General features: G+C 70.1%; 12 protein-coding genes and 1 pseudogene. 5 read left to right on the top strand and 8 right to left on the bottom strand.

Translation table 11 applies throughout. The features are described from left to right. On the top strand, positions 1–870 hold an 870-nt coding region (locus tag JF597_RS36590), incomplete at its 5' end, for a 4-hydroxy-3-methylbut-2-enyl diphosphate reductase (RefSeq protein ID WP_294005634.1). A 76-nt stretch (positions 871–946) separates the two neighbouring features. After that, positions 947–1,696, top strand: coding sequence for a polyphosphate--glucose phosphotransferase (gene ppgK / locus JF597_RS36585; protein WP_294005631.1), 750 nt, complete (start codon positions 947–949; stop codon positions 1,694–1,696). 85 nt (positions 1,697–1,781) lie between these two features. On the opposite strand, the gene JF597_RS36580 is transcribed toward ppgK, so the two are convergent. Then, a complete protein-coding gene (locus JF597_RS36580) occupies positions 1,782–2,189 on the bottom strand; it encodes a DUF6542 domain-containing protein (RefSeq protein WP_366916494.1) in 408 nt (135 codons plus the stop codon). A gap of 354 nt (positions 2,190–2,543) precedes the next feature. Between JF597_RS36580 and ychF the strand changes: the two genes are divergently transcribed. Continuing rightward, on the top strand, positions 2,544–3,632 hold the full coding sequence (gene ychF / locus JF597_RS36575; protein WP_294005625.1) for a redox-regulated ATPase YchF: 1,089 nt from the start codon (positions 2,544–2,546) through the stop codon (positions 3,630–3,632). A 108-nt stretch (positions 3,633–3,740) separates the two neighbouring features. On the opposite strand, the gene JF597_RS36570 is transcribed toward ychF, so the two are convergent. The 3 genes and pseudogenes from JF597_RS36570 to JF597_RS36560 all read right to left on the bottom strand — a co-directional run. After that, a complete protein-coding gene (locus JF597_RS36570) occupies positions 3,741–4,031 on the bottom strand; it encodes a tyrosine-type recombinase/integrase (RefSeq protein ID WP_294005622.1) in 291 nt (96 codons plus the stop codon). Then, a complete protein-coding gene (locus JF597_RS36565) occupies positions 4,028–4,432 on the bottom strand; it encodes a hypothetical protein (protein ID WP_294005619.1) in 405 nt (134 codons plus the stop codon). The genes JF597_RS36570 and JF597_RS36565 overlap by 4 nt, the downstream gene beginning before the upstream one ends. Before the next feature lie 467 nt (positions 4,433–4,899). Then, positions 4,900–10,611, bottom strand: a pseudogene (locus JF597_RS36560) (DNRLRE domain-containing protein); the annotation flags it as partial. Positions 10,612–10,879: 268 nt separating this feature from the next. Between JF597_RS36560 and JF597_RS36555 the strand changes: the two are divergent. Then, on the top strand, positions 10,880–11,239 hold the full coding sequence (locus JF597_RS36555) for a hypothetical protein (protein WP_294005616.1): 360 nt from the start codon (positions 10,880–10,882) through the stop codon (positions 11,237–11,239). 16 nt (positions 11,240–11,255) lie between these two features. Next, positions 11,256–13,475 (top strand): peptidoglycan recognition protein, encoded by a 2,220-nt coding sequence (locus JF597_RS36550; RefSeq protein ID WP_294005613.1) that lies wholly within the window; start codon positions 11,256–11,258, stop codon positions 13,473–13,475. 265 nt (positions 13,476–13,740) lie between these two features. Here the strand turns inward: JF597_RS36550 and JF597_RS36545 are convergent, their stop codons facing one another. From JF597_RS36545 to JF597_RS36530, 4 genes are all read right to left on the bottom strand, one after another. Then, complete coding sequence (locus tag JF597_RS36545) at positions 13,741–14,259, bottom strand: HEAT repeat domain-containing protein (RefSeq protein ID WP_294005611.1); 519 nt, start codon at positions 14,257–14,259, stop codon at positions 13,741–13,743. 123 nt (positions 14,260–14,382) lie between these two features. Further along, positions 14,383–14,964 (bottom strand): Uma2 family endonuclease, encoded by a 582-nt coding sequence (locus tag JF597_RS36540; protein WP_294005608.1) that lies wholly within the window; start codon positions 14,962–14,964, stop codon positions 14,383–14,385. A gap of 3 nt (positions 14,965–14,967) precedes the next feature. Then, on the bottom strand, positions 14,968–15,168 hold the full coding sequence (locus tag JF597_RS36535) for a hypothetical protein (RefSeq protein ID WP_294005605.1): 201 nt from the start codon (positions 15,166–15,168) through the stop codon (positions 14,968–14,970). A gap of 96 nt (positions 15,169–15,264) precedes the next feature. Then, positions 15,265–18,591, bottom strand: a complete 3,327-nt coding sequence (locus JF597_RS36530; RefSeq protein ID WP_294005602.1) for a choice-of-anchor D domain-containing protein — start codon at positions 18,589–18,591, stop codon at positions 15,265–15,267. Positions 18,592–18,738 lie beyond the last annotated feature (147 nt).

Raw genomic sequence — 18,738 nt, 5'->3', positions numbered from 1 at the left:
GTGCACAACAAGTACGTCGTGCAGACCCTGGAGAAGAAGGGTGCCGTCTTCGTCGAGCGCACGGAGGAGGTCCCCGAGGGGAACATCGTGATGTTCTCCGCACACGGCGTCGCCCCCGTCGTCCACGAAGAGGCCGAGCGCGGCAAGCTCGCCACCATCGACGCGACCTGCCCGCTCGTCACCAAGGTCCACAAGGAAGCCGTCCGCTTCGCCAATGAGGACTACGACATCCTCCTGATCGGCCACGAGGGCCACGAGGAGGTCATCGGCACCTCCGGCGAGGCCCCCGACCACATCCAGCTGGTCGACGGCCCGGCGGACGTCGCCAAGGTCGAGGTCCGCGACCCGTCCAAGGTGGTCTGGCTGTCCCAGACCGCCCTCTCCGTGGACGAGACCATGGAGACCGTCGACGCACTGCAGGAGAAGTTCCCGCAGCTGATCTCGCCGCCCAGCGACGACATCTGCTACGCCACCCAGAACCGTCAGCTCGCCGTGAAGCAGATGGGCGCCGAGGCCGAACTGGTCATCGTGGTCGGCTCCCGCAACTCCTCCAACTCCAAGCGGCTGGTCGAGGTCGCCAAGCTGGCCGGCTCCCGCGACGCGTACCTGGTCGACTTCGCCGGTGAGATCGACGAGGCGTGGCTGGAGGGCGTGACCACCGTCGGCGTCACCTCCGGCGCCTCCGTACCCGAGGTGCTCGTCGAGCAGGTCCTGGAGTGGCTCGCCGAGCGCGGCTACGGCGACGTCGAGATCGTCAAGGCGGCCGAGGAGTCCATCACCTTCTCCCTCCCCAAGGAACTCCGTCGTGACCTGCGCGAAGAGGCGGCCACCCTGGTCGCCGAGCGCGGCGGCACCGGCGCCGGCGCATGAGCACCCGCCGTACAACTGTGTGACCTCGGGCTCGGCCGACGTCGTGACTGTCAGTCGTACGACGTAACGTGGGGCCATGCAGATCTTCGGCGTGGACATCGGTGGTTCCGGGATCAAGGGCGCTCCCGTGGACCTGGACAAGGGCGACCTGGCCCAGGAGCGGTGCAAGGTACTCACCCCGCACCCGGCGACCCCGGACGGCGTCGCCGACGGGGTCAAGCAGGTCGTCGACCACTTCGGGTGGAGCGGCCCGGTCGGGCTCACCTTCCCCGGGGTGATCACCGACGGCACCCACATCCGTACGGCGGCGAACGTCGACAAGAGCTGGATCGACACCGACGCACGCACGCTCTTCAGCGAGCGGCTCGGCGGTCTCCCGGTGACCGTGGTCAACGACGCGGACGCGGCGGGCGTGGCCGAGATGGAGTTCGGCGCCGGCCGGGACCGCAAGGGCGTCGTCCTCCTGCTCACCTTCGGCACCGGCATCGGCAGCGCCCTGTTCGCCGACGGCGAGCTGGTCCCCAACACCGAGCTGGGCCACCTGGAGCTGGACGGCCACGACGCCGAGAAGAAGGCCTCCAGCAAGGCCAAGGAGGACGGCGACCTGAGCTGGGAGCACTGGGCCCACCGGGTCAACAAGTACCTGGCGCACGTCGAGATGCTCTTCTCGCCGGACCTGTTCATCATCGGCGGCGGGGTGAGCCGCAAGGCCGAGAAGTTCCTGCCGTACATCGAGGGCATCAAGGCCGAGATCGTCCCGGCCCAGCTGCAGAACAACGCGGGGATCGTGGGCGCGGCGATGCGCGCGGCGCACCACGCCAAGTAGACGGCCCCCGGCCCCGGGCCCTACCGGCCCCCGGCACGCCCCGGCACCCCCGGCCCCCCGGTGACCCCGGCTCGCAGGGCCGGGGTCAGGCGCGGCTGCGGGGCCGGACCGCCCGGTTCATCCGACTCGCCCGAACCAGCCGGATCCGGCGGACGATGACGATCACCCCCGCGATCAGCGTCCCGCCGTAGAGCCAGCCGGCCTGCGTGGACAGGGCCGTCACCAGGCCCATCACCGCGCCCAGGAAACCGCCTCCGCCGTCGTCGGCGACGGTCGGCAGGCCGACGGCGAAGGCGATCGGGATGACGACGGGGGCGGTCAGCAGATCGCCCCCGCGCACCCACAGCGCGGTCAGCGCGGACACCGGCAGGGACAGCACGCCGTACACGGTCAGGGCCCCCCCGAGGAGCAGGTCGTCCAGGAAGCCGAGCAGGATCATCGCGGCCATGCAGAAGAGGCCGCAGCCGAGCCCCGTGAGCCGTGGATGCGGCAGCCGCGCGGGCCCCGCCGCCGGTGCCGGACGCGACCTTCCCGGAGCGGGCCGGCGCCCTGCCGCCCCCGGCCGCGGTCTCCCCTGCGGAGGCAGCGGCGGACGGGGGCCGCCTCGACGCGGTCCGGGCTGTCGGGGTCGGGTCCTGTGATGCTCCACCGGACCAACCTAGGTCTGTTTATGTGCCCAGTCGCAGCCCAGACACGCCGAAACCAAGCCGAAGAGCGGCGCGCGGCCAGGTGTTCGACGCGGCCGCCGGCAGGGTGCCCCGAACCCCGTAAACTGGTGGATCGGCCGGCCCGCCGGCACTGGCAGCCCCCCCGGCTCACTCACCCACTCACTACGGGAAGTCGCAACGTGTCGCTCACGATCGGAATCGTCGGCCTGCCCAATGTCGGCAAGTCGACCCTGTTCAACGCCCTGACCAAGAACGACGTGCTCGCGGCCAACTACCCGTTCGCCACGATCGAGCCCAACGTGGGTGTCGTCGGCGTCCCCGACGCCCGCCTGGCCAAGCTGGCGTCGATCTTCAAGTCGGAGCGCATCCTTCCGGCCACGGTCGACTTCGTCGACATCGCGGGCATCGTGCGCGGCGCCTCCGAGGGTGAGGGCCTGGGCAACAAGTTCCTCGCGAACATCCGTGAGTCCGACGCGGTCTGCCAGGTCATCCGGGCCTTCAAGGACGAGAACGTCGTGCACGTCGACGGCAAGGTCTCGCCGAAGGACGACATCGAGACGATCAACACCGAGCTGATCCTCGCCGACCTCCAGACCATCGAGAAGGTCCTGCCGCGTCTCCAGAAGGAGTCGCGCATCAAGAAGGACGTGGCGCCCAAGGTCAAGGCGGTGGAGGAGGCCAAGGAGATCCTGGAGAAGGGCGACACGCTCTTCGCCCACGGCATCGTCCAGGGCTCGGAGCGCGCCGAGCTCCTGCACGACCTGCACCTCCTCACCACCAAGCCGTTCCTCTACGTCTTCAACGTCGACGAGGACGAACTGCTCGACGAGGACTTCAAGACCGAGCAGCGCGCGCTGGTCGCCCCCGCCGAGGCGATCTTCCTCAACGCCAAGCTGGAGCAGGACCTCGCCGAACTCGACGAGGAGGACGCCCTGGAACTCCTGGAGTCGGTCGGCGCCGAGGAGCCCGGCCTCGCCACCCTGGCCCGCGTCGGCTTCGACACCCTCGGCCTCCAGACCTACCTCACGGCCGGCCCCAAGGAATCCCGCGCCTGGACCATCAAGAAGGGCGCCACGGCGCCCGAGGCGGCCGGTGTGATCCACACCGACTTCCAGAAGGGCTTCATCAAGGCCGAGGTCATCTCCTTCGCCGACCTGGTCGAAACCGGCTCGGTGGCCGAGGCCCGCGCCAAGGGGAAGGCCCGCATGGAAGGCAAGGACTACGTCATGCAGGACGGGGACGTGGTGGAGTTCCGCTTCAACGTCTAATACGTTCGGCGAAAGGCCGTCTGACCTGCGGCGGAGCGGGTTGGGCGGCCTTTGCGGTCCGCACTGAGTCCGCAGCGTGCCGGATGAGTCCGGCGCGCGGGGGAGCGGTTACGCCGCTTCGTCGACCGCCGTCTCGCCGTCCGCGGGGCGGTCCGCGTACGCCTTGTCGACGGCGGCCCGGGTCCGCTCCTCGGAGTCGGGCCACAGGTGGGTGTAGATGTTCAGCGTCATGGCCGCGTTGGTGTGGCCGAGGCGCTCGGAGACGGTCTTCACCGACTCGCCGTGCTTGATCAGCAGGCCGGCGTAATGATGCCGCAGGGCATGAGGTCCGGTGCCCTTCGCTATGCCGGCCTTCGCGCAGGCGGGCCGCCAGGACCCGAGCCATGAAGTCCGCGTCACTCTTCGTCGCGATGCGTCACGCTTCCGTCGGCGAACAGCCAGTACCGGCTGTGGTTGCTCGAACGCCAGGTTTCACCGGCCATCAGAGCGCGGTCCATCCACTCGCCGAGCTGGGGCAGCGCATGCGTCCGCAAAGCGGCCCGCGCATCAGCTCTGTCGCCCTTCTCTACCGGTATGACATCGATGCGGAATCCGGCCGCGTCAGGGTGGGTTCCGCGTCCGTAGTTGAAAGACTGCGCAGCAACCCATTCAACGCCGACAGCGTCACCAGCATCGCTCTTTTCCGAGAGAAATCTGAGATCGCTGACGTGCGACATTCTGTCACCGAGCGCCTCGCCGATATCTGTGGCAGTAAGCGGCCAGGAGCGATCGCGGGGGAGCCGCTTGTTTCGCGAAGTCATAGATGGAGTATGCCATGTTCCAATGGTGTGCGGATACCGAGTTTGAGGCCGCATTCGCCACGGGGAGCCGGTAGGCGGCCCGAACGCACGGGCCGCCTACCGGAAACCTGCTATTTCCGGGTCAGATGCTTCTTGATCTTCTTCCATTCGTGTCCACTCCGACGCTCCTGCTGCGTCGGATTGCGGCCATAATGTTCGCGGAATATTCGGTCGACTGCCTCGTCAATGCTTTCGCCGGCCTTCTTTCCCTTCCCTCTGGCCCAGGAGGGAATATCGCTCGCGGTTTCCTTTCCGGACTTCTTGCTGGCCTTGGCCCACAGAATGCGGACCTTGTGGATCGCCCAGCTCTTTCCGTACCACCAGATCAGGGCGATGATGGCCACGACGGCTGCGACGCCGATGATGGTGAGTACCGTGCTGGCGCTCACGCCGCCCACCGCGAGACCGACCAGAGCGATCGCGGCCATACGTCCGTCGAGGTCGACCATGTTGACGGGGTCACCGCAGACGTAGTCGTAGCTGTTGCAGCTGCCGCCGGCGACCGGGTCGGTCTGGAGGAACCGGCCGGTGTTCGGGTTGTACAGGCGGACGCCCATCAGGGTGAGGCCGGTGACGGTCTCGGACGAGCGCTGCTTGTCGCCCAGCCAGTCGTAGCGGGTCGCCGCTTGGCCTGCCCGCGGGTTGCCGTACTCGTCGGCGTCGAGGACCGTCGGCGCCACACTGGTGTCGGCCGGCAGCGCGAGGGTGACGTCGCCGTGCAGGTTCGACAGCAGGAGGACGGTGTCGCCAGTCTTGCCGGTGGTGGCGGCGAGATCGCCGTCGGGTCCGTCGACGTTGCGGCTGAGGGCCCCGCCGGCGGTGTCCTCCACGATCCAGCGCGGGTCGTCCCCGTCGGAGTCGTAGTGGTTGAGCTTGGATCCGGTCTGGGTCCAGGTGCCGGAGGCGTTGGTCTCGGTGGTTCAGGCGGGGAAGCGGAGGTCGGAGTCGAGGGTCCAGGTCTGGCGCTGGGTGCCGGCGGTCTGTTGCTGGACGAGGTCGTCGGCGAAGTAGGCCAGGGTGCTGCCCGGCAGTGCGGTGGTGCGGCCGAAGGCGTCGTAGGTGTAGCCGGTGTTCACCAGCCGGTTGGCGCTGTCGTAGGTGTAGGAGGTGCTCGTGCCGCCGGTCGTGCTGCAGTCGGTGCCCGGGGTCGCGGCGGCGGTCGCGAGCGTCTTGCGGTTGCTGTTCTTGTCGAAGGTGTAGGAGCGGGTGGTGCAGACCGCGTCGGCGCCGGTGTCCTGCACCTGGGTGAGCCGGCCGGCGTTGTCGTAGGCGTAGGCCTGGGAGGCTGTCACGCCGGGCGTGCCGGTGTGGGTGGCCACCTGGCCCTGCACCGTCGCGGTGACGCTGTCGGACACCAGCACGGTGCCGTCGCTGTCGCGGGTGTAGGTGCGTGCGACGGGACGTCCGGCCGGGTCCAGGTCCTGCTGCATGGTGTAGCCACCGGGCAGGCCCTGGCTCGCCACCGTGCCGTCGGCGTCGTAGCGGGCGGAGAAGGTGCCGGCGATGGAGTCGGTCACCGAAGTGGCCGTCCCTCGCGGGTCGATGGCGGTGTCGTAGGTGTAGGTGGTGGTCGACGGCACGGTGTCGGTGACGACGGTGGGCCTGTCGAGCGTGTCGTACCGGGTGCTGGTGGTGCCGCCGTCGGCGTCCGTGTAGGACATCTGACGACCGAGCTGGTCGAACGTCTTGGTGATGGTGCCGCCGGCCGTGCTGGTCTGCTTGGTCTCGTCACCGGTGGCCGGGTCGTACGACGTGGTCGTGGCCGGGACGGCTGCCCCGACCCCGCCGGAGACGGTGACCGTGGTGGGCCGGCCGGCGGTGTCGTAGCCGTTCGTGGTGGTGCGGGTGACGGCGTTGGCGGTTTCTGTGATCTTGGTGGTCTGGCCGAACGTGCCGTATTCGAAGGTCTTGACCGGCAACTGCGTCGGGTTGGAGCCACCGCCGGTGACGGCCGCGGCGGGGCCGGTCTGGCAGACCGCGCCGGCCCATTCGGGCCTGCCGCCGCAGGTGCCGGTGCCGTCGCCGGTGTAGTAGCTGGTCAGGGTGGTACCGGCGTCGGTGCCGGTGGAGGCGGGCGGCTGGGTCTGGGTGACGCGGCCCTGGCCGTCGTACGTGGTGGTCGTGGTCAGCGCCAGTCCGCCCGGGTCGGCGGTGGTGCTGGTCGCCACGCCCTTGGCCCAGTCGTAGCCGATGGTGGTGACCTTGGGGTCGGCGGTCAGCGTGGGCCAGGCCCGCAGCTGGGCACCCACGGTCTGCTTGGTGACCTGATCCTGCACCGCGGCGGTGCCGTCGGTGGGCCTGCCGCTGTCGTACTCCTTGAGGGTCTGGGTACGGGCGATGACCGTGCTGCCGGCCTGTGCGACCGTGGCCGTGCCGTTCAGCAGCTTGGCGGCGAGGACGATCTGGTGCAGCGGCCCGTCCTCTTCGAGTGCGCGGGTGCCGGTGTCGTTGTAGAGGGTGCTGGTCGACAGCAGTTGGGCGCGCTCGGCGGAGGACAGGTTGACGATGCCGAGCGCCGTCAGCCGGGTCCGCTGGTCGGCGGTGGTGCCCAGGGCCAGCTCGCGGTTGCCCGCGCTCAGGCTGCGGACGGCGTTGCCGAACTGGTCGTAGTCGGTGGCGGTGATGTGGTGGCCCGGGGTGGCCTCGTCGACCTCACGGCCGGAGGCGTCCAGGTAGTGGATGTCCGCCCGGGTGTACGCGGCCGCGGTCAGGGCGCTGCCGTCGTTGCCCGCGGGCACCTGGTCGGCGGGGAACACCGCGGTGGCGTCGCTGGGCTTGTCGGTCTGCCCCCATGAGTCCGTCGCGGAGGAGCCGAGATCCTCCGGGGCGCTCGTGCCGCTCAGCGGGACGCCGTAGACGACGCTGGTGACGGCGGTGCCGTTGGTCTGGCTCGCGCTGCCCGGCGTCAGTGTCGGACGCGAGGCCTTCAGCAGCATGCCGTCACCGGCCGCCGGGTTGGACCCGGCCTGCCCGTAGGTGAACGTCCACGGCAGCCGTCCGGGCGGGGTCAGCGTGCTGACACGGCCGGAGCCGTCGTAGGTGTAGGCGGTCTTCAGCGCGGGGCTGATCCGGGGGTCCCACTGCTCGCGCAGCCGCCCGTTGCCGTCGTACGCGTACTGCGCGACGGCCTGCGCGGTGCCGGCGGAGGCTCCCGGCGCGGTCGACCACAGCTTGATCGACGACACCTGGTCCTTCACGTCGCCCAGCGCCGACGAGGTCGCGGTGGTGGCCGTCGCGTAGACGAACTCCAGTGCGCGGCACCCCTTGGTGGACGGCATGGTCACACAGGTCGACGCGGAGACCGCCGACGTCGGCGCGATGATCATCTTGGGCCGCGAGGTCTTGTACTCGCCCAGCGTCACCGGCTCGCTGACCGTGGTCGTCGTGGTGTTGGACAGGCCGTCCAGGTAGGAGGAGGCGGCGCTGTAGAGCGTCGAGCTGCCGCTGACGGGGGTGAAGGTGGTGGCCTCGCCGTCGGAGGTCTTCAGCGTGAAGGTCCCGCCGAAGCTGCCGGTGAGGTCGTAGTCCTCGGAGCCCACCTCGGGGATCCAGCCGGTCTTCGCGGCGTTCTGGGTGAAGTCCAGGTGGCTGTCGTCACCGGCCGCGAACACGCTCACCGACGTCGACGAGGTCTTCGACATGCCCGACCACGGTGTGTCGGTCTGCTCGCTGGAGGCACCGTAGAGCCATTCCTTGCCGAAGATCGGCGCCTGCTGCCCGTCGCCGCCGCCCGCCTGCGGGGAGCGTGACGACGCGGTGCGGTCGACCGAGAGGCCGAAGAACGAGGCGTCGTTGTCGGAGAGGGTGTAGTCGCCGTTCAGCAGGTTCAGCGAACCCGGACCCAGTTCCTCGGTGGCGGCGCCTTCTGCGGTGCGGTCCACGACCGCGTCGACCGGGTCGGAGGACGCGGTCGCGCTGTTCGGGCCGGTGAAGTCGGCGCGGATCTGCACGGCGCCGTCGGGGTTGACGGTGCTGGTGGCGTTCCAGGTGATCTTGGGACTCTTGCTCGAGGTCAGCGCAACGGGCCAGGCCGTCAGCGGCTGGCCGCCCACCGTCACGTCTGCGGCCGGGACGCTCGCCCAGGTGTCCGCGTCACCGCGGCGCCAGGAGAACGACACGTGGTCGTACTTGGCGCCGTCGGCCTCCGCGGTGAGCGGGAGCCGGGCGGCGGTGCGGGTGCCCTCGTCGGGGCTGGTGACGCCGCCGGGGCCGACGTGGAAGGTGTAGGACACCGGCTCGGACTTGTTGTCCGCGCGGTCCGTCGCCCGGACCTGGAGGGTGTTGGTGCCGGCCTTGGCCGGCTTGACGGTGATGTTGACCGGGGTCGTTCCGCTGGTGGCGACCTTGGTCCAGGTGGTGCCGTCCAGCGACCACTCGACGCCGTTCTGGTCACCGGACGGCGGAGTCACCTTGAACACGCCCGCCTGGCCGACGCCCTTGACCCACGCGTTCGAGGGGTAGTCCGTGGAGGTCACCGCCGTGGGCGCGGAGGGTGCCGAGGTGTCCACGGTGAACGTGGCGTACGCCGACCAGCCCAGGTTGTAGTGGGTGCCGTCGTAGGAATTGGTGCGGAACTTGTACGTCTTGCCGTTGGTGAGCAGTCCGGAGGGGACCGTCACCGACGCCGGCTGGCCACTGGGCACGTACGGGGAGACCAGGTAGTTGCCGACCTGCGTGCCGGTGGTGGCGTCGTCGATCTCGAAGGTGCCGTCGACCTTGTCGTTGTTGACGTCGACGAAGGTGTCCCGCAGGGTCGGCGTGGTCGTGTTCACGAACCACGCGCCCGACCCGTCCTGGAAGAACGGCGGGCCGGCCTGCTGGTCGGTGCCCGTCTTGGGCCGGTAGTTGTAGGTGACGGTCAGCTTCGGCACGTTGGAGGACGCGTTGGCCGAGTTGAACCGCTTCCACTGCATGACCGACGACGCGGACGTCTCGTCCGGGGCCTGCAGCCCCATTCCGGACGTGGTGTTCTTCGCGGAGGCCCAGGTCTGGACGAGGTCGGTGACATCCGCGTTCACCCAGCCGTCCGGCGCCGAGGCGCAGCCGGGGTTGCCCTTGGTCTCCGTGGACGTGGCCATCTTCTGGTTCCACGCGGGCTGCGAGCTCCACCGCGAAGCGGTCGACGCCTTGCCGGCGTCCCACACGTCCCAGGGATAGGCCTTGCAGTCCGTGTTGCCGGAGTGGAAGTTCCACAACGACAGCTTGGCGTTCGACACCAGCGAGTCACTGATGGGCGCGGTGTTCCAGGTGATGAACGACCGCGCGATCCGTGCGGTGCCGTCGGCGTTCTTCGTCCCCGGGTTGCCGAGGTCCAGTTCCACGTCGCTGGACCAGTCGACGGTCTCACCCTGCTGGACGTAGGTGTCGAAGACGTTCGACAGCGCGGACGTCGACGGGTCCACCGTGACCGGGAACTTCGTCGCCGGGTCCGCCAGGAACTTCGCGTCCGGCGTGAAGACCAGGCTGATCGTACCTTTGGACCGCCGCACGGTGAGCTTCACCGGCGCCTGGTGGGTGTGCTCACCCGAGACCGGGTCGACGCGCGCGTCCCACATCAATGGCGCGGGCATGACAGCCCGTTTCCTGCCCTTCCCGTCGGTGAAGAGCAGGCTGCCGCCCTTCTGCCGGACGACCTTGAGCCCCTTCGCCCGCAACGGCAGTGTGTACGAGTAACCCCCGTGCTGCGGGCGGGCGTTGATGTTCACGAACTGCTCGAAGCCGGTACGCGTCGCCTCCACGACCACGTCGCCGCCGGGCACCGCACCACGGTAGGTGGCCCGATTCCCCTTCAGCTGCGGCTTGGGCAGGTCGCCCTTCCACTGCAAGGCGATCTGCTGGCCGCCTTCGCCCAGGGTGACGAGATCCATCGGCGGGCCCGAACGCCCGCTGTCCGCGGACGCCTTGAACCCGGACCGGCCACCGGCCAGCCGCAGCCCCCGCGGATGCGCCTTCGGGGCCACGGAACCATGGCTCGCCTGCAGATCGAGGTCGACGGCACGCCAGCCGCTCCCGTCGCGGAAGCGCACCGGGCCCGCCGACAGTTCCGTGGTCAGCGAACCGTTCGGGTTCACCCAGGTCGTCGAGGTCTCCGTACGCTCCCCGAGCGCCTCGACCCGCTTGCCCGACAACCGTGCCAGCACCCGCGCCGACGCCAGGTCCGCGGCCGACGACGGGTAGTGCTTGCCGCGCCGCGACGAGGCCGACCCGGCCTTCTGCCCGACCGCCCCGGCGGCGAACGCCGGTGCCGTGTCCGCGAACGCAGTCACGGCCAGAGCCAGAGCGAGCGAGCCGGCTATGCCCCGGCCCCATCCTCGCCCGGGCTTCAGCAGGCCTGGCCTACGCCCGGCCCACACTCTCTTCCCCACTCAAGCTCCTTGTTCACAGAAGTCCCACAGATTGTGGGGCGCCGTGAAACGTATCGGAACCCGAAGTGAAACAAACAAGATCAAACTGCCCTGGCGCAGAGATAAACCAGTAAATGATTGGCAAAGGAAAAACACGAAAAAGGAAAAAGAAGGAAAAAGACTCGACCAGGTAAACCTTCACATATGGGCACCTAAGGGCGAACATTGCCGCCAGGGCGCAAAGTGCACCCAATTCGGAAAATATGTGCCGCCGTCTTCCGGGATGAAACAAGCAACGACCGGCATTTGGCAGCAGACGGGATTCACCGCCGCTGATTACGTGGTTTTTCCACTGCCATGCTTCCATTGCCCCCGGCACGCATCGGTGGAGGAGCGCTCCCGATGTGAGATGCCGAAAGCCTGAGGGGGCGTCGAAAGGCATGAAGAGACGTGTGTGGGGCACCGCTGCCGCAGCGGTGGCGGCGACGGTGACCGGTGTCATCGTGTTCCAGGGGGTTCATGGGACTGCCGGAGGGCCGGACGGCAAGAACGCCACCTCGGTAACCGGGCCGGTCAGCACCACCGTGCACACCGCGGCGGTGAAGGCCGAGGGCGACCGGGCCGAGGTGCCCGAGCGCGGCACCGCCGAGTTCAGCCTGATCGGTCTTTCGTGGACCAGGCCGTCCGCGCAGCTGCCGGGCACCGTGCAGGTGCGGACCCGCAACGCCCGCACCGGCGCGTGGAGATCATGGGTCACCCTGGACACCGGTGGCAACGGCGCCGCGGCGGAGGAGAGTCGGCGCGGTGCGACCGAGCCGGACTGGGTGGGCCCGTCCGACGGTGTCCAAGCCCGCGTGGACGGACACGGCTCATCCCTGCCGGCCGGCATGCGGCTGGAGATGGTCGACCCGGGTGTGGGCCGTGCCTCGGTGGACGCGGATCCGGTCGCGTTCAAGGTGGACGAGCCCACAGCGACACCGGACGACGAGCCGAGTGAGTCGGCGGACCCGAGCACGAGCACGGATGCACCGGTGGTCGAGCCGAGCCCCTCGCCGAGCACACCGTTGCCGAGCGACTCACCGACCACGGGCACTGTCTCCCCGTCTCCGACACCGAGCGGATCGGCCACCCCCACCCTGCCGCCGGCCCCGGTGTCGAACGCGCCCGAGCCGCCGATCGTCACCCGCGCCCAGTGGGGGGCCGACGAGTCGCTGAACAGCGAAGCACCCGAGTACGGCACCGAGGTCAAGGCGGTCTTCGTCCACCACACCGTGAACGCGAACGACTACTCCTGCGCGGACTCCGCCGCCATGGTCCGCGCCATCCGCACGTACCACATCCAGTCCAACGGATGGAAGGACATCGGGTACAACTTCCTCGTCGACAAGTGCGGAACGATCTTCGAGGGGCGCAAGGGAGGCGTGGACCGGCCGGTGATCGGCGCCCACAACCCGGGCTTCAACACCAACACCGTCGGCATCGCGGTCCTGGGTGAGTACAGCTCGATCGACGCGTCCGATGCGGCCAAAGCCTCCGTGGCACGCTTGGCCGCCTGGAAGCTCGGCCAGTACGGCCACGACCCCGCCGGCAAGGTCGATCTGACGGCCGGTCTGGACAACGGCAAGTTCAAGCTCGGGCAGACGGCCAGCTTCTACCGGATCTCCGGGCACCGTGACGGTTACTCCACCGAGTGCCCCGGCGACAAGCTCTATGCCTCCCTGCCCGGCATCCGCACCCTCGCCGGCGGGCCCGTCACCGGCCTCGCGCTCAAGCCCTTCGGCCAGGCCGGCGTCGTCGGCACCACCGCCTATACCAAGGGCCCGCTCACGGTGAACTGGGCGATCACCTCGCCGGCATCACTGGTGAAGCGCTACGAGGTGCTCGTCGACGGCAAGGTCGCAACCACCGCGGATCCGACGGCCACCTCTGCTTCGCTGACCCTGGGGGCGGGCTCGCACACCGTCGCTGTGCGAGCGGTACACGTCTCGGGCCGCACCGCGGTGACACCCGTCGCCACCGTCGTCGCCGACACCACCGCACCCACGTTCACCACCAGGCCCTCGGTGTCCCTGACCACCGGCACCGTCAACCCCGCCGCCGTTCCCGTCGTCCTGGGCTGGAAGGCGACCGACACCGCAGCGCTGAAGGAGGTGCGCCTGACGGCACCGTCTGCGCACACCTACGGCCCGGCCACCTACACGACCGCGCTGACCTCGAACTCCGGCACCGCCACCACCTGGTCGATGACGGCCCGCGACCAGGCCGGTAACACCACCACCGCGACGACCACGGCCACCCCGGTCATCCTCCAGGAGACCTCGGCCGGCCGGACCGGCACCTGGACCACCAGGTCCTCCAGCAGTTACCTGGGCGGCAAGTCCTACTCCTCCGGTACCAAGAACGCGTCGCTCACCTGGAAGTTCACCGGCCGCTCAGCGGCCTGGGTGGTCTCGCGGGCCAGCAGTTCCGGAGCGGCGTACGTCTACGTCGACGGCGTCAAGACGGCCACCGTCGACCTGAAGTCCCCCGCGACCAAGTACCGGGACGCGGTGTGGACCAAGAACTGGTCCACCAGTTCCGCCCACACCATCAAGATCGTCGTCGTGGGCACTTCGGGGCGCCCGACCATCACCACCGACGGGCTCGTCTACATCAAGTAACCCCGGCCACACGCGATGACCGGGCCTGCCTCTCCCCTGCGAGTCCGGCCCGGTCTTCGTGCGGCCACCGCCGCTCGGCGTCGGTGATCGTGGCTGCGCCGTCGATGACGTGACGGGCGAAGCGTTCGGCGTGTGGCCACCCGGGCCGCAGGACGCGACCGCTTTTCCGTTCGCGAGAGCGCGGGTGGTCCGAGTCCGTTCTCGTCACGTAGCGCTCGATCACGTGGCCGTAGCCGATCTCCTCGGGGTGCCGGAACGGCATCGATCATCTCTCCGGGTACAGGTCGGTACGGTCGACCCAGGTGGGGGCGACGAAGATGTTGTCGCTGGCGGGGGCTTCGGAGGCTTCCAGCAGGGACCAGGTGCGGGACTCTTCGACGAGGTGCTCCCAGGGCGCGGTCCAGTCGAGTTCCCAGTCCAGGCCGGTGCCGGAGATGCCGTATGTGCTGCCGGCGTCCACCCGCCAGAACTGGGAGTAGAGGATCACCTGGGCGTGGTCGGTCAGATCGTTGATGGTCTCGGCGAAGTGGGCCGAGGGCCGGCCCGGGGTGTCGTCCGCAGCGGTGGCTCGCAGGCGCGCGGTGAGCTGCGGGACGACAGGGCTGCGTGCGCCGAGTTCGGTCAGGGCCCAGCGGATGCCGACGGGCTCGCTCCAGTCCGGCGGCGTCGCCCGTTCCAGGCAGGCGCGACAGGCGCGGCGCAGGGGCTCGACCGCGCCGTCGATCTCCTGGCTCGCCAGAGCCATCGCCGCCCATTCCCGAACGGTGGGGTTGTCGCTGTCCACGAGGGCGATCAGAGCGGGGCCGCAGCGTGGGTCCGCTATCGGTGCTGGATGTTCATCAGGCATCCAGGTCAAAGGGGCGGGTCTCTCGCAGGCCCGGCCCCTTTCCTCGTACCTGTGCTGACTTCAGTCGCTCTGCGGTGGCGTGAGCCCGTCGAGATCCAGGCTGATTTCGAAGGGCACGGGGCGCTTGAGGGTACCCCGGAAGATGCCCGCGGGTGCGTAGACGCCAGTCGGGTCATCGAGTTCGTAAGCGTGCACGACGGGGGCCCCGTCTTCGTCCTCGATGCACCAGTAGTGCGGGATGCCGGCCTCCGCGTACTTGCGGAGCTTGACCGTACGGTCTCGGTGTGCGGACTCGGGTGAGACGACCTCGATGACGAGCCGCACTTCCTCCGGCGCGAACCAGGTGCGGTCTCCGTCGTAATCGGCTGTCGTCAACAGCAGATCCGGTTCGGGCCGATTACGCTCGTCGAGCTTTATGGTCATCGCGCGGCCGACCCTGACATCGCCGGGCGCCTGCTCCATGAGAGCGACGGTGAGCATGGTGACGAGGTGGCCGTGCCACCACCTCTGCGGCGACATCATGAAGACAAGTGCTCCGTCGATCAGCTCGGTGTGGCGTGGTGCCTCGGGGAGACGGTCCAGATCCTCCGCGAGCCAGCCTTCCTCGCGCGGCGGGTGCATCCAGTCGGGCAGTGCGGTCATGGCTCAACCGTAGCCACTCGACGAGACCCGGGTCACGAGATCGCCAGGCCGGACGACAGGTGCCGCTCCGGAGCCGAAGGGGCCGATGCCGTCCCACCACTGCTGCCACAGGTTCTCGCCGACCCGGTGTTCCTGGAGACACAGGGCCAACAGCCGCTGGGCCACGAGATGGCGGGGCTCAGGGGGCGGGACGACGGGTTCCACCCAGCTTTCCCATGTGTCGTCGCATGCAAGGACAGACGCACGGGCGGCGCCGCACCCTTGCCGGGTGCCGCGCCGCCCGTTGCCTGGGCCGTGGGGTCAGATCAGGGAGTTGTAGATCTTCCAGCCGGGGCCGACGTCGACGCGTGCCGCGTACGGCGCCGCGGCGTTGCCGGTGCCCCGGTAGAGCCACAGCGTGCCCGTGGTGTCGCGTGCCAGCAGGTCGGCCTTGCCGTCGCCGGTGACGTCGCGCGGTCCGGCGAGCGCGTTGTAGGTGTTCCAGCCTGTGCCGATCCTGGTGCGGGCGGCGAACGGGGCCGCGGCCCTGCCGGTGCCGCGGTACAGCCACAGGTTGCCTCCGGTGTCGCGGGCGAGCAGGTCGGCCCTGCCGTCGCCGGTCACGTCACCCGCGCCGGTCAGCATCGTGTAGGTGTTCCAGCCCGTGCCGATCCTGGTGCGGGCGGCGAAGGGGGAGGTGGTGCTGCCGGTGCCGCGGTACAGCCACAGGTTGCCTCCGGTGTCGCGGGCGAGCAGGTCGGCCCTGCCGTCGCCCGTCACGTCGCCCGTGCCGGTCAGCGCGGTGTAACCGCCCCAGCCCGGTCCGACCTTCCGGCGGGCCGCGAACGGCGCCGCCGCCTTGCCGGTCCCCTGGTAAAGCCACAACGTGCCCGTGCCGTCGCGGGCCACGACCGAGCCGCTGCCGTCCGACATCACCCGCGAGACGCTGGTGATCAGGTTGTACGTGTTCCAGCCGGGTCCGACGCCGAGGCGCCGCGCGAGGGGCGCCGCCGGCACGCCCGTGCCGTGGTACTGCCACAGCGTGCCGGAGGTGTCCCGCGCCAGCAGCGTGCCGAGCTGCGCCAGCGGCGGGGTGCCCGTGCCGCTGACCGGCTCCAGCATCGCGCCCTGCCCGGCGTCGCCGGTGATCTCGTAGGACGCCGACCGGGCGCCGACGGTGGTCGGCGAGAAGGTCACGGTCTGCCGCACGCTCTGCTCGGGACCGATGACCAGGCCCTCCGGCAGCGGGTCCGCGCTGGTGAACACGCCGGCCGGCGCCTTCGCCTTGGTGATCGTGACCGGAACGTTCCCGGAGTTGGTGATGGTGAACGACTTGGTGACCGACGTGCCGCGGGTGACCCCGCCGAACGCCAGCGACGGCGGAGTGAGCAACAGGTGCCCCTGGCCGCTGATCGCGTTGCCCTCGATCGGGATGGTCAGCGTGCCGCTGGTGCTCGTCAGCGTGATCGACGAGGAGTGCCGGCCGGTGGCCGTGGGCGCGTAGCCGACGCGGAGCACGACCGAGCCCTGGGGCGGGACGACCGTCGGGTCCGCCGGGTCGGCGCTCGGCAGGTTGTCCGCGCTGAACGGCCCGGTGGGCGGGGCGACGGAGGTGATGGTCTCCGGCTCGGTGCCGGTGTTGGTCACCTGGACGTTCGCCGTGGCCGCGGTCCCGGTCGGCTGGTTGGCGAAGGACACCGTGCCCGGGAACGCGGCCAGCCCGGCCTTCGTCCCGACGCCGTGCAGGCTCAGCGCGAACGTGCCCGCCCCCGTGGCGACGGTGAGCGTGCCGCTCGCGCCCAGGACGGCGGTCGGCCGGAACGTGACCGGCACGGTGAGCTGCCCGCCGGCCGGGATCGAGGCCGGCAGCGACGAGGTGTCCGCGGTGAAGGGGCCCTCGACGCTCACCGACCCGATCGCCAGTGCCCTGGACGGGTTCTGGTTCTCCGTCAGGACGACGTCGGTGCTCGCCGTGTCGCCGACCTGCGCCGTCCCGAAGTCGACGGGTCCGCCCCTGAGCGGGCTGCCGACCGGGTTGCCGTACGCGTAGACCTTGCCGTCCCGTGTCCCGACGAAGACCTGGTTGCCGTCGGTCGCCGGGACGGCGAACTTCGGGGCGGTGCCGATCGGCGCGGACCACACCAGCTGCAGGACGCCGTTCGCGTCCGGCACCGGGTTGTAGGCGCGCAGCTGGGCGTTGACGCCCGTCGGCCCGCCCGACCACACGACCCAGACCAGGGCGCTGCCCGAGCGGGTCCCGTCGGAGGTGACCACCGGTGAGCCGCTGGTGTAGGGGAAGGAGTCCTGGCTCGCGCCCGCGACGCTCAGCGCCGGGTCGCCCTTGGCGGTCACGCCGCGGTGCAGCGCCGTCAGCGAGCCGCCGTTGCCGACGACGTACACGTAGCCGCCGTCACCGCCCCAGACCGCGGGGTGGCCCCACTGGCCCTTCAGCGGCCCGGTGACGCCGACGACCGCGTCCGTTCCGCCGGGGCCCTGCGAGCGCCCGCCGAGGTGGTCGCGGTCCAGCAGGAACACCCGGCCGTCCTTGCCCTGCTGCACCAGCAGATGCGGGTGGGAGACGGTGCCGAAGCCGTCCGGCAGACCCACCGGGCCGCCGGAGGCCAGGTCGGTGTCGAGCTGGTCGAGCGTCGGCGCGTTGGACGGGCTGAAGTAGTCCGCGGCCTTCAGGCTCTTGTCGGGCTGCACCTGGAGCCGGACCACCGACTCCGCGAGCGTGCCGGGCGGCGAGGTGCCCGGGCCGGGCGCCGGGCTGACGCCGTTGCCGGTGGCCACGAAGATCCGGCCGGGACCGTCGGAGACCAGCCCGCCGCCGGACTGCCAGATGCCGGCGCCGCTGTTGCTGGCGCCGGTCTCCGTCGCCCACATCGACGTCACCGAGGGCGACGTGGTGCTGACGCCGACCACGTAGCCGCGGTACGGCTTGGCGTCGCAGTGCCCGCCGAAGCCCGCGTACACGATCCCGTCGAGCAGCAGCAGCCCCGGCCGCTGCATCTCGTACGCGGGCAGGAACGACTGGCTCGGGTCGTTGGACGCCGAGCCCTGGATCGTCACGGGGAAGCCCTGCTTCTCCGCGCCGGTCACCGGGTCGAGCGCGTGCATGTACCAGTGCGGGTTGAGCGCGTTCGGGCCGTCGTCGACCTTGGTCGTCAGGTAGACCGCGCCGGACGCCGGGTCGTACACCGGCGTGCCGGTGCTGCCGACGTTCGGCGCCAGGTCGCCGCAGCTGAGCGTCGCGGCCGGCCACGCGGGCCCGAAGTTCCGCTTCCACTGCACGGCGCCGGTGGTCCGGTCCAGGCCGTAGGCCACGTTGTTCTCGGTGACCGCCACCACCGTGGCCCCGACCACGATCGGCTGCGCGTAGATCTGCCCGTCCAGCTGGGCCGGGGCCTTCCACACCTGCCCGAACGAGGACGACTTCACGTCCGCCGCGCTCAGACCGTCCTCCCCCTGGTCCCAGCCGGTCCGCAGCGAGTCCACCGACCCGGTGGTCTCGCTGGCCTGCGCCTGCGGGACGGCCACGCCGATCAGCCCCGCCGTCAGCGCACCCGTCACCGCGAGCACCAGCCCGCGCCACCCGCTCCCGCTCTTCGGTCTCTTCCGTATGCCGCCGCGTCTGTCAGCACCCACGACGAAAACCCCCTCCGATGCCCCGCACGTGAAGTCCCCGCGACCGCGCTCCCCGCTCGGCCGCCCTCCCCTGAACCACCCGGCGCCTCAGGCGTCCTCCCCGGAGGGAAGGACGCGGCGCGCGGGTCGCAGCCCGCGCATCAAACC

The organism is Streptomyces sp. (assembly GCF_019510245.1).
Taxonomy (GTDB): Bacteria; Actinomycetota; Actinomycetes; order Streptomycetales; family Streptomycetaceae; genus Streptomyces.
Note: the sequence above shows the minus strand (reverse complement) of the source record. Positions and strands in the feature narration are given on the sequence as shown.

What these genes read in the sequence shown, in the direction of transcription:
- ppgK (WP_294005631.1), top strand. Translation starts at nt 947, where the DNA reads ATGCAGATCTTCGGCGTGGACATCGGTGGTTCCGGGATCAAGGGCGCT.
- JF597_RS36565 (WP_294005619.1), bottom strand. Translation starts at nt 4,432, where the DNA reads ATGACTTCGCGAAACAAGCGGCTCCCCCGCGATCGCTCCTGGCCGCTT.
- JF597_RS36550 (WP_294005613.1), top strand. Translation starts at nt 11,256, where the DNA reads ATGAAGAGACGTGTGTGGGGCACCGCTGCCGCAGCGGTGGCGGCGACG.
- JF597_RS36540 (WP_294005608.1), bottom strand. Translation starts at nt 14,964, where the DNA reads ATGACCGCACTGCCCGACTGGATGCACCCGCCGCGCGAGGAAGGCTGG.